General features: G+C 72.7%; 10 protein-coding genes. All 10 read right to left on the minus strand.

From position 1 onward, the window contains the following. Positions 1 to 13: 13 nt before the first annotated feature. Positions 14 to 511: a flagellar basal body-associated FliL family protein gene (locus tag ACFO3Q_RS03975; RefSeq protein ID WP_377003346.1), complete on the minus strand. Its 498-nt coding sequence runs from the start codon at positions 509 to 511 to the stop codon at positions 14 to 16. A 1226-nt stretch (positions 512 to 1737) separates the two neighbouring features. Continuing rightward, positions 1738 to 2763 (minus strand): flagellar hook-length control protein FliK, encoded by a 1026-nt coding sequence (locus ACFO3Q_RS03980; RefSeq protein ID WP_377003347.1) that lies wholly within the window; start codon positions 2761 to 2763, stop codon positions 1738 to 1740. Beyond that, on the minus strand, positions 2760 to 3200 hold the full coding sequence (gene fliJ, locus ACFO3Q_RS03985; RefSeq protein WP_377003348.1) for a flagellar export protein FliJ: 441 nt from the start codon (positions 3198 to 3200) through the stop codon (positions 2760 to 2762). Before fliJ ends, ACFO3Q_RS03980 begins: the two co-directional genes overlap by 4 nt. A 41-nt stretch (positions 3201 to 3241) precedes the next feature. Then, positions 3242 to 4624, minus strand: coding sequence for a FliI/YscN family ATPase (locus ACFO3Q_RS03990; protein WP_377003349.1), 1383 nt, complete (start codon positions 4622 to 4624; stop codon positions 3242 to 3244). Further along, the gene (locus ACFO3Q_RS03995) at positions 4624 to 5229 is read right to left on the minus strand and encodes a FliH/SctL family protein (protein WP_377003350.1); all 606 of its coding nucleotides are present in this window, start codon (positions 5227 to 5229) and stop codon (positions 4624 to 4626) included. The genes ACFO3Q_RS03990 and ACFO3Q_RS03995 overlap by 1 nt, the downstream gene beginning before the upstream one ends. Beyond that, positions 5226 to 6212: a flagellar motor switch protein FliG gene (gene fliG / locus ACFO3Q_RS04000; protein WP_377003356.1), complete on the minus strand. Its 987-nt coding sequence runs from the start codon at positions 6210 to 6212 to the stop codon at positions 5226 to 5228. The genes ACFO3Q_RS03995 and fliG overlap by 4 nt, the downstream gene beginning before the upstream one ends. 22 nt (positions 6213 to 6234) lie before the next feature. Next, complete coding sequence (fliF, locus tag ACFO3Q_RS04005) at positions 6235 to 7869, minus strand: flagellar basal-body MS-ring/collar protein FliF (RefSeq protein ID WP_377003351.1); 1635 nt, start codon at positions 7867 to 7869, stop codon at positions 6235 to 6237. 11 nt (positions 7870 to 7880) lie between these two features. After that, positions 7881 to 8240, minus strand: coding sequence for a flagellar hook-basal body complex protein FliE (fliE, locus tag ACFO3Q_RS04010; protein WP_377003352.1), 360 nt, complete (start codon positions 8238 to 8240; stop codon positions 7881 to 7883). A gap of 1377 nt (positions 8241 to 9617) precedes the next feature. Beyond that, complete coding sequence (locus tag ACFO3Q_RS04015; protein ID WP_377003353.1) at positions 9618 to 11009, minus strand: sigma-54 dependent transcriptional regulator; 1392 nt, start codon at positions 11007 to 11009, stop codon at positions 9618 to 9620. Beyond that, a complete protein-coding gene (locus tag ACFO3Q_RS04020) occupies positions 11006 to 11392 on the minus strand; it encodes a response regulator (protein WP_377003354.1) in 387 nt (128 codons plus the stop codon). Before ACFO3Q_RS04020 ends, ACFO3Q_RS04015 begins: the two co-directional genes overlap by 4 nt. Positions 11393 to 11554 lie beyond the last annotated feature (162 nt).

Below are 11554 nucleotides of genomic sequence, written 5' to 3' on the forward strand. Positions count from 1 at the left end.
ATGGCGCGCGCGCTCACTGCGTCACGAAGCTGGTGAAGTACAGGGCCTCGGCGGCGGGGCGGCCCGTCTCCGCGGTGAGGATGCGCTGCACCTCGGCCAGCGCCTCGGCCTGCAGCGCCTCCTTGTCGTCGCGCGAGCGCAGCTCGTCGGCGAGCTTCTGCGAGAACAGCATCAGCAGGCCGTTGCGCAGCGCCGGCAGGTTGCCCTGGATGACCGGCGCGGCCGCGGGATCGCGGGTCATCAGCTGCACGTCGACCTGGAGATAGCGCGTGCCGTCCGGGTCGGCGAGGTTGACCACGAACGACGGATCCATGGCGATGTAGTGCGCGGGCGGCGGCACCGCCAGCGCGACCGCCGGCGCGGCGGCGGCACCGGTGTCGGCGTGCGCGCCCTTGGCGAAGAACCACATCGCCCCGGCGCCGCCGCCGATGCCCAGCAGCATCACCACCATCATGAGCACGATCGGCATGCCCTTCTTCTCACCCTTGCCCGCGTCTGCCTTGCTTGCCATCTCACGTGTTTCCGGAGGTCCCGCGCGGGGAGGTGCAAGAGGTGTGCCTGTTTTGGGTGGGGCGGGAAGAGGGAAGCGGGAATCGGGACCTGGAGGGATTCGCTGTCTGGTATCCCGCGCAGTGTTGGGGCGGTTTGGGCTTGGGGCTTGGGATCCGCTCCCTCCCCCGCGGACAGCGGGGGAGGATTGGGGAGGGGGCGCTTTCGGCGAGGCGCGGGAGACGGCCAGAGCGCAATCGCGCGCGCTCCCTCAGTCACGCTTCGGGCAACGCGCTACGCGCGTTCACCCCCATCCCAGCCTTCCCCCGCAGGCGGGGGAAGGAGCTGGTCGCATGGACGTGGCGATTCTTGCGTCATGGGACCTCCCACGGGACGCGCCCTCTCCCGCCGAAGCGCAACCCGCTCCCTCCCCCGCGGACAGCGGGGAGGGTTGGGGAGGGGGCGCTTTCGGTGAGGACCGGACGGGGAGCGGGCCGGAGCGCGATCGCGCGCGCTCCCTCAGTCACGCTTCGGGCAACGCGCTGCGCACGTTCACCCCCATCCCCGCCTTCCCCCGCAAGCGGGGGAAGGAGCCGGTCGTGCGGGCGTGGAGGCTCTCATGTCACGGCGGACCTCCCACGGGACGAACCCTCTCCCGCCGAAGCGCACCCACTCCCTCCCCCGCGGACAGCGGGGGAGGGTTGGGGAGGGGGCGCTTTCAGTGGAAACCGGGCATCAGACGCGAAATCGACGAACCCGGCTGCGCGGTACTCGCACCTTGCCTATTCCACACGCGTCCGAAGCAGTGCGCTGCGCGCACTTCACCCCCATCCCCGCCTTCCCCCGCAGGCGGGGGAAGGAGCTGGTCGCGCGGGCGGGGGGCTCTCATGTCACGGCGGACCTCCCACGGGACGAACCCTCTCCCGCCGAAGCGCAACCCGCTCCCTCCCCCGCGGACAGCGGGGGAGGGTTGGGGTGGGGGCGCTTTCGGTGAGGAGCGGGACGGGTGCCCGTGACGGACGGCCGACGGATTTCCGACGCCTGCGTCAGGGAGCTGTTGGAGCGGCTCCGGTGGCGACCGGAGTCATGCAGGCGTCGCGACCGAAGGCACTCCCACCCCGCACGACGCCCTGGCGACTCCCGCCCCTCCAGAACCCCAGGTCCCAGGCCCCAGGCCTTGAGCCCTACGCCCTACGACGCCCTACACCCTGCGCCCTGCCCCTTGCGCCCTGCGCCCAGAACCCACCCTCACGCATACGCATCCAGCAGCCCGCGCGCGTGCAGCGTCTGCGGGGTCGCGCTCTCGGCCGCGGTGGCGCCGGCGGGCTCGGATGCGTCGTGCGGAGCGTCGGCGGTACGACGGGGCGCGCCGTCGCCCGGGGCGTCCTGGCGTGCGCCGTCGCCGACGCCGGCGTGGGCGAGCTGGAGGCCGGCCTGGCCGAGCTGCTCGCGCAGGCGCGGGAGGCTCTGCTCGATGGCCTGGCGGACCTCGGCCTGGGTGCTGGAGAACTCGGCGAGCAGCCTGTCGCCGTCGAGGCGCAGGCGGACCTCGACCGGGCCGAGGTCGGCCGGATTGAGGCGGATCTCGGCGTGCCCGATCCGCTGGTCGGCCATCCACTGCAGGCGGGTGCCGAGCTCGCCGCCCATGTCGGCCTCGGCGGCGACCTCGACCGGCGGGCCGGGCACGACCGCGACGGCGGCCGCGGTGCGCGGCGCCGACGTGGCGGTGGGATGCAGGAGGAAGGTGCGCAGCGTTTCGTCGGGCGCCTCGGCGGTGGCGTCGACGGCCTCGCCCAGAGCCAGGGCGACCGGTTCGAGGGCCGGCTCGGCGGCGGCCGCCGGCGTGCGCGGATCGATCTGCCAGGGCAGGCCGGGTTCGGGCCGCGGCGCGGGCCCCGTCGTGGGCGCGGCGACGACCGGCGCCGGGACCGCCGGCGACGGCAGCGGCGTCGCCCCCTCCTCCGGTATGGCCTCCGGAGGCGGAACCGCGCTCCCCGCCAGGGGCGCGGGCGGCGGTGCGGGCAGCCCGGTCAGCCACAGCGGCGGCCAGCCACCGTCCTCCTCGCGGAGCCCGGTGTCGTCGGTGTCGCTCGTCCCGGCGTCGGATGCCGTGGTGGCCTCGGGATCAGCCGGAACGCCGGACGCGGTGCCGGCCAGCAGGTCCGCGAAGCCGGACGGGCCCGACGGGCCGCCGCTGCCACCGCCGCCGGAGGCGGGACGCGGCGCCGCGGCGGGCGCGCCGGTGGAGACGCCGCCGGTCGCGGCGGCGCTCACGAGGCGTCTCCTTCGCGGCGCAGGCGCACCCCGCGCGCGGCGAGGTCGTCCATCTCGCGCTGCAAGCGCTTCTCGACCTCGCGCGCCTCGTCGGCCCTGTAGCTGGCGGCGAGCTTCTCCATCACCTTGGCGTCGCGGCTGGCCATCATCAGCCGCGCGCGCTCGATGTCGACCCGCTCGCGGCTGCGGTCCACGTTCTGGCGCTGCTGGGTGATGGCGTGGTCGATGCGCGCGACGAAGGCGTAGCGGTTCGCGAGCAGGGCGGGCGCCACCGTGCCCTGCCCGGCCTGGGCGTACTCCTCGGCGTAGCGCCGCAGCTCCTCGAGGCGGCCTTCCTGTTCGGCCTGCCTGCGCTGCTGTTCGGCGAGCTCGCGCGCGAGCCGGTCCTCGCGCTCCTTGGCGCGGTCGAGCAGGGGCTGCATGCGTCGGGAGTTCATCGGTGTCCTTCGGTGCTGCGTTCGAGGAGCAAAGGCAAGGATCAGGCCGCGCGGCGCTCGGCCAGCGCAGCCAGCGCCTCGCGGCTTTCGTCGAGGCCCGCGCCCTCGGTCACGTCCTGGCCGAGGAAGGCGGTGATCTCCGGCCAGCGCGCCATGGCCTCGTCCACCAGGGGGTCGCTGCCGCGCTGGTAGGCGCCGATGGCGATCAGGTCCTTGTGCGAGGTGTAGGCGGAGATCAGCTGCTTGACCCGGCGCATGCGCTCGCGCCACGGCAGGTCGGCGATGTCGGTCACCACGCGGCTGACCGAGGCCTCGATGTCGATGGACGGGTAGAGCCCCGCCTCCGCGATGCGGCGGCTGAGCACGAAATGGCCGTCGAGGATGGCGCGCGCCGCATCGGCGATCGGCTCCTGCTGGTCGTCGCCCTCGGTCAGCACGGTGTAGAAGGCGGTGATGGAGCCGCGCCCGGCGGCGCCGTTGCCGGCGCGTTCGACCAGGGCCGGCAGCTTGGCGAACACGCTGGGCGGGTAGCCGCGGGTGGTCGGCGGCTCGCCGACCGACAGGCCGATCTCGCGCTGCGCCTGGGCGAAGCGGGTGAGCGAGTCCATCAGCAGCAGCACGTTGAGGCCCTGGTCGCGGAACCACTCGGCGATGGCCGTCGCGCGGTAGGCGCCGTGCAGGCGCGCCAGCGGCGGGCGGTCGGCCGGGGCGGCGACCACGACGGCACGCGACAGGCCCATGCTGCCGAGCGTGGTCTCGACGAAATCGCGCACCTCGCGGCCGCGCTCGCCGATGAGGCCGACGACGATGACGTCGGCGGCGGTGTAGCGGGTCATCATGCCGAGCAGCGTCGACTTGCCGACGCCGGAGCCGGCGAACAGGCCGACGCGCTGGCCGCGGCCGATCGGCAGCATGGCGTTGATCGCGCGCACGCCGACGTCGAGCGGTGTGGTGATGGGCTCGCGCATCAGCGGGTTGATCGACTGGCCGGTGAGGCGCATGCGGCCTTCGGCGCGGATCGGGCCGCGGCCGTCGAGCGGCACCCCGTCGGAATCGATCACGCGGCCGAGCAGGCCCTCGCCGACCTCGACGCCGCCGATGCCCGGCTGTGCGACCACGCGCGCGTTCGGCAGCAGGCCGGCGAGTTCCGCGCTCGGCATGAGGTAGGTGCGCTCGCCGGCGAAGCCGACCACCTCGGCATCGACCCAGCCGCCACCGGAGGTCTCCACGCGGCAGGTGGCGCCCAGCGGCGCCTCGCAGCCGGTGGCTTCGAGGGTCAGCCCGACGGCGCGCTTGAGCACGCCCTCGCGGGTGAGGCCGCGCTGCGGCAGGCGCGGCACGGCCAGGTCGAGCCGCGCGGCCAGCCGCAGGTTGCGCGCCTGCGCCCACTGGTCGACGTGCGGGTGGACGCTGGCGGGAGTCATCACGGCGCGGGTTCCTGCTGGATCTCGGCGAGGGCGGCGCGCAGGCGGGAATCCAGCGCGCCGTCGATGCGCACGCTCTCGGCGTGCACGCGCAGGTCGCCGCGCGCGAGCGTGGTGTCGGCCACCAGGCGGGTGCCGGCGGGCAGGTCGAGCAGGGGCGTCAGCGCCTCGATGTCGTCGGGATGCAGGCGCAGCTCGACCGCGCGGCTGGCGCTGCCGACCGCGTCCATGGCGGCGTCCACCAGGGCGGCGAGAAGCTGGGGATCGGCGGCGTAGGCGCGCCCGAGCAGGGCGCCGGCGACGCGCACGGCGAGCGCCTGCAGGGCCTGCGCGACCTCGTCCTCCAGCCGCGCCAGCGGCCGCGCGAAGTTGTCGAGGATGCCCTCGACCTGGGCGGCCAGGCGCCGCATCTCGCCCTGCGCCTGCGCCAGCCCTTCGGCGTGGCCCTCGGCGTGGCCGCGCTTGAAGCCTTCCTCGCGCGCGGCGTCCTCGATGGCCTGCAACTGCTCGACGCTGGGCAGCGTCGGCGGCGCGACCTCCGGCTCCGGTGGCGGCGGCGGCGCGCCCAGGTCGGGCGCCGACCAGCGCAGCACCGTGGAACTCATACGAACTCCTCGGTCTTGCCGCCGAGCTGGACGATGCCGGTCTCGGCCAGCTTGCGCAGGATCACCAGGATCTCCTTCTGGGCGGCCTCGACGTCGGACAGCCGCACCGGCCCGCGGGCCTCCATGTCCTCGAGGAGGATCTCGGCCGCGCGCTGCGACATGTTCTTCGTGATCTTCTCCCGCACGCGGGTGTCGCCGCCGCGCAGCGCCAGGCCGAGGCGGTCGCCCGGCACGTCGCGCAGCAGGGTCTGGATGGCGCGGTCGTCGAGGTCGGCGATGTCGTCGAACACGAACATCAGGTCCTGGATGCGCGCACCGAGCTCGGCGTCGACCTTGGAGATCGCGCCCAGCAGCGCCTGGTCCTGGCCGCCGTCCATGAAGTTGAGGATGTTGGCCGCGGCGCGCACGCCGCCGATGTTGGACGCCTTGAGCCCGGTGTTGCCGGAGAACTGGCGCTCCATGATCTCGTTGAGCTCGTTGAGCGCGTTGGGCGGGATGCCCTCCAGCGTGGCGATGCGCAGCAGCACCTCGGAGCGCACGCGCTCGGGCAGCAGCTTGAGCACCTCGGCCGCCTGGTCGCCGTCGAGGTGGACCAGCACGATGGCGATGATCTGCGGGTGCTCGTTGCGGATCAGGTCGTGGATGGCGCGCGGGTCCATCCACTTCAGCGAGTCCAGGCCGCTGGTGTTGCGGCCGAACAGGATGCGGTCGATCAGGCTCGCGGCCTTGTCCTGCCCGAGGGCCTGCACCAGCACGTTGCGCACGTAGTCGTCGGCGCCGACGCCGAGCGAGGTCAGGCGGTCGAGCTCGCCGACGAAGCTGGTCATGACCTGCTCGGCCTGGGTGCGGGTCACGCCGCTCACCGTGGCCATGGCGGTGCCGAGCTTCTGCACCTCCTTGGCGTCCAGGTGCTTGAGCACCTCGGCCGCCTCGGCCTCGCCGAGCGAGAGCAGCAGCACGGCGGCGCGCTGCACGCCGGTCAGTTCCTCGACGCCGTTGTTCGGCTTAGCCATCCGCGTTCACCCATGTCTTCACCACCTGCGCCACCCGCCGCGGGTCGGTGCCCACCGCGTCGCGCGCCTGCTGGAGGCTGTGCTCGAACGGGTCGGACGACAGCGCCGGCGTACCGGCGGCGGCCAGCGGCACGCGCAGGTCGTCGATGCCCTCCTCCTCGTCCACCAGCGTGGCCTTGAGCGTCTCCGGCTCCGGCTGCGCGGCGGCGGGCGGATTCAGGAGCTGCTTGACCGCCGGGCGCAGCACACCGAGCAGGAGCACCAGTACCGCGAGGGCGCCCAGCGCGGCGCGGCCGAGGTCGCGCAGCATCGGGTTCTGCCAGAACGGCTCGGGCTCGAACGCGGGATCGTCCATGTCGCGCACGAAGGCGCTGGACATCACCGAGACCGAGTCGCCGCGCTCGGCGTTGAAGCCCACGGCCTGCTTGACCAGGTTCTCGACCCGCGCGAGCTCCTCGTCGGACAGCGGGACGAGCTGCATGCGCCCCTCCTCGTCCGGACGCGGCACGTTGTCGACCAGCACCGCGACCGTCACCCGATTGACGCGGCCGCCGGGATTGCGGGTATGGCTGAGGACGCGGTCGAGCTCGTAGTTGCGGGTGGCGCTGCGCGACTGCTGCACGGGCTGGGCGGCCGGATCGGCGCCCGGCTCGTTGCCCGGCGTGTTGGCGGTCGCGCCCGGCACGCCCTGCGGTCCGCTCTCGGTGCTGCTGGACTCGGCGACCTGCTCGGAACGCAGCTTGGCCGGGTCGTTGTTGAAGACCTCGCGCGCCTCCTCGCTCACCGAGAAGTCCATGTCCACCGCGACCTGGGTGCTGACCCGGCCGCGCCCGGTCATGGGCTCCAGCAGGTCCTGGATGCGCTGCACGTAGCTCTGCTCGGCGCGCCGCACCTGCTCGAACTGCATCGCGGAGAGCGCGGCGTCGGGATTCACCTCGGTCTCGGAAAGCAGGCGCCCGGCCTGGTCCACCACGGTGACGCGCTCGCGCGAGATGTCGGGGATGCTCGACGCCACCAGCCGCACGATGGCCTCCACCTGGTTGCGCTCCAGCAGGGCGCCGGCCTGGAGGTCGAGCACGACCGAGGCGCTGGCCGGCTCGCGCTGGCGGGTGAAGGCGCTGGGCCGCGGGATGGCGAGATGCACGCGCGCGTCGCGCACCGGGCGCAGCGACGCGATGGTGCGCGCCAGCTCGGTCTCCAGCGCGCGCTGGTAGCGGGCGGTCTCGACGAACTGGCTGACGCCGAAGCCCGGGTCGCGCTCGATCATCTCGAACCCCGGCTGGCCGCTGTCGGCCAGGCCGGCACCGGCGAGCTTGAGCCGCGCCTCGTGGATCTTTTCCTGCGGCACCGCGATGGCGCCGGTGGCCGGATCCATCCGGAACTGGATGCCCGCGGCCCGCAGCAGGTCGGTGGCCTCGTTGGTGGCCTTGGCGTCGAGACCCGCGTAGAGCGGCACGTAGGCGGGCTTCTGCGACCAGAAGAACACCATCAGGCCGACCGCCACCGCGGCGGCCAGCAGCAGGGCGCGCCCGGCCTGGCTGACGCCGGGGATGTCGCGCAGCTCGCGGAGCTTGCGGCCCGCATTGGCGCGGGCCTCGGCATCCTTGGTGAGGGAGATCAGGCTCATCGGGCGTCAGCTCAGACCGGCATGTTCATGACGTCCTGGTAGGCCTGGACGAGGCGGTTGCGCACCTCGACCGTCGCCTTGAACGCCACCGACGCCTGCTGCTGGGCGACCATCACGCGCGCCAGGTCGGCCCGCGGATCGCCCAGCTCGAATGCCGTCTGCAATGCGCCGGACTTGGCCTGGGCATCGCTCACCCCGCGCAGCATCGAGCCCAACGTCTCGGAGAATCCGGGCACGCCCTGCGCCGCGCCGACGCCATCGTTCCGACCCACGCCCTCGAGCCCGCTCTGCAGCGGGCGCGCCACCGGGACGTTCAACTGGCCCTGGTAGCCGCGGATCTGCGAAAGGATGGCGCTGATGCCGTCGCTCACGTCGGTTCTCCGTCGCGTCATGCACTCGGGGGAGTGCGGTCGCGGGGGAGGTGCAAGAGGCGTGCCTGTTTTGGGTGGGGCGGGAAGGGGGAAGCGGGAATCGGGACCTGGAGGGCATTCGCTGTCTGGTATTCCGCGCAGTGTGGGGCGGTTTGGCTTGGGGCTTGGGGCTTGGGGCTTGGGGCTTCGGGCTTCGGGCTTCGGGCTTCGGGCTGGGGGGCTGGGGGGCTGGGGCTGGGCTTGGAGCTTGGAGCTTGGGCCCTGAGCCCTGAGCCCTGAGCCCCGAGCCCTAGGCCCAGGGCTCCGGCTCAGGGCCGGGCCGAGGCGGAGGCCGGAGGCCGGGACTCGGGACGTTTCGAGGTTCGGGAACGGGAACGGCGAACGCTGGCCGCCCGCGCTCGTTTCCCACGCCTCGTCGCTCCCGTCGCAGCCTCACCAGCCCCCTCCCCCGCGGACAGCGGGGGAGGGTTGGGGTGGGGGCGCTTTTTGGCAGAAGCGAAAGATCAGGAGTGAGGAGCGGGAGAGAAGCAGCGTGCTGCCGTACTCGTTTCTCACTCCTCCCTACTCACTCCTCGACGCTGCGCGCTTCACCCCCATCCCAGCCTTCCCCCGCAGGCGGGGGAAGGAGCCGGTCGCGCAAGGCGGAAGCGTCACCCTCACTCCTCAACGCCTTGGCCATCGTTCTTTGCCACGGCCTACGAAGCGCCGGCAGCCCCCTCCCCTGCGCCAGCGGGGGAGGGTTGGGGTGGGGGCGCTTTGCGGCAGGAGCGAGCGACGAGGAGTGAGATGAGAGGAAAAGCGCGGTTGCCGGCACTGGTTTGTCGCTTCTCCGTGCCCGCTCCTCGAAGCAGCGCGCTGCGCGCGCTTCACCCCCATCCCCGCCTTCCCCCGCACGCGGGGGAAGGAGCCGGTCGCGCAAGGCTGGAAGAGGTCGCCCTCACCCCTCACTACTCCTCACTCCTCAACTCCTCGCCCATAGCCCATAGCCCATCGTTCTTCGCCACGCCCTACGAAGCGCCGGCAGCCCCCTCCCCTGCGCCAGCGGGGGAGGGTTGGGGTGGGGGCGCTTTGCGGCGAGGAGCGAGAGATCAGGTGTGAGAAGCGAAAGGCAGGCGACTGCTCATCTTCGTTCCTCACTCCTCTCCACGACTCTCCTCAAACAGCGCGCTACGCGCGCCTCACCCCCATCCCAGCCTTCCCCCGCAGGCGGGGGAAGGAGCAGGAGGCGCGGCGCGGAGATCCTCGTCCGTGTCGGGCCAGGGATCGCGACGAGCTCCCTCGCGCCCGCGTGGGAAGGAGGCGGGTGCGCGAAGCGGCCGGAGATCCGCGGCGCCCGACGACCTCCCGTCCCCGCTTCACCCGACCCGCTTCACCCCCTCAGGCCGCATCCCGCTCGATGCCGTACTTGCGCAGCTTTTCGACAAGGGTGGTGCGGCGGAGGCCGAGGAGCTGGGCGGCGTGGGCGACGACGCCGTTGGCGCGTTCCAGGGCGGCGTGGATGAAGCCCAGCTCGACCTGGGCCAGGTGCTCGCGCAGGTCGATGCCGTCGGCCGGAAGTTCGGTGGGCAGGCGATTGCCCTCGCCGGTGCCGGCGGCGGGCGCGGCGGCGGGCACCTCGACCCGGTAGCGGGTCGGCAGGTCGGCGGGGCGGACCTCGCCGCCGGGGTGGAGGACCGCGAGGCGCTCGATCAGGTTGGTGAGCTCGCGCACGTTGCCCGGCCAGGGATAGGCCTGGAGCGTCCGGACGGTCTCGTCGGCGAGGCGCACCTCGCCGCGGCCGCTGCGGCCGAGCTGGTCGGTGATGGCGCGGATCAGCTCCGGCAGGTCGCCGGCGCGCTCGCGCAGCGCGGGCATCTCGATCGGAAAGACGTTGAGGCGGTAGAACAGGTCCTCGCGGAAGGCGCCGCGGGCGATGGCGTCCTCGAGGTTGCGGTGGGTGGCGGCGACCACGCGCACGTCCACGTGGATGGTCTGGGTGCCGCCGACGCGCTCGAAGCAGCGCTCCTGCAGCACGCGCAGCAGCTTGACCTGCATGGGATGCGGCATGTCGCCGATCTCGTCGAGCAGCAGGGTGCCGCCGTCGGCCATCTCGAAGCGGCCCTTGCGCGCGGTCAGCGCGCCGGTGAATGCGCCCTTCTCGTGGCCGAACAGCTCGCTCTCCAGCAGGTCGGGGGGGATCGCGCCGCAGTTGATCGCGACGAACGGCCCCTTGTGCCGCTGCGAACGCTCGTGGATGGCGCGCGCGGCGACCTCCTTGCCGCTGCCGGACTCGCCGGTGATCAGCACGGTGGTGTCGAAGCCCGCGACCTGCTCGATCATGTGCCGCAGGCGCTTGACCGCGGGGCTGGAGCCGGTGGGGCCGAACTGCGGCGCCGGCGCCGGGCGCTCCTCCTCGGCGATGCGCTTGATGCTGGCGCGGCGCAGCTGTTCCTCGAGCTGGGCGTGGCGGATCGGGAAGTCCAGCGGCCAGATCTGGGCCTGGTGGATGCCGAAGCGCGCGGCGGCGTCGTTCTGCTCCTCGGGCAGCACCAGCAGCGGCGGATGCACCGGTTCGCGCGCCAGCCACGCGGTGAAGCCCCGCCAGGCGGCGTGGTCCTCGATGGTGCCGACCACGATCGCGACCCAGTCGGTCTGCTGCTGGCGCTCGATGCGGATCTCGTCGACGCCGCCCACGATCACCGGCGTCAGGTCCATGAACTCGAGGAGGGCCGCCGTGCGCTCCGCGCGCGCGGCGTCCGCGTCGACGATCAGGACACGCGATTCGCTCATGCCATCTCCCCTCCCGCGAGCCGCTCGAGCAGCGGCATCACGTCCTGCATGTAGTTGAGCTTGCTGACGAAGGCGTCGGCGCCCGCGCGCATGGCGTGCTCGCGGTGCTCGGCGTCGTCGAAATGACTGGCGATGGCCACGAAGGGCGGCTCGTCCTGCGCCTTGATCAGGCGCGTGGCCTGCAGGCCGCCCATCTCCGGCATGGCCAGGTCCATCAGGATGGCGTCGGGCCGGAGCGCCTCGGACTGCTCGATGGCTTCCAGCCCGTTGCCGGCGCGGCCCACGACCTCGATCCACTCGACGTTGCGCAGGTGGCGCATCGCCGCATTGATGAACCCCTCGTGGTCGTCGACGAGCAGGATGCGGAGGCGGATGCGGTCCATGTGCAGTCTCGGGGGCAGGTCGCGGGAGGTCGGTCGGCGATCCGGCGACTCCCCGCCGGGTCCGTGCAGGGAGTGTAAGTGCCTGAGGCGAAAAGTTGAGGCAGGGTTCTACCCCGAAATCACGGACGGTTGTAAAAGGGCTGAGAACTTCTGGTCTTGCCT

It is taken from the genome of Coralloluteibacterium thermophilum (genome assembly GCF_042654365.1).
GTDB classification, from domain to species: domain Bacteria; phylum Pseudomonadota; class Gammaproteobacteria; order Xanthomonadales; family Xanthomonadaceae; genus Coralloluteibacterium; species Coralloluteibacterium thermophilum.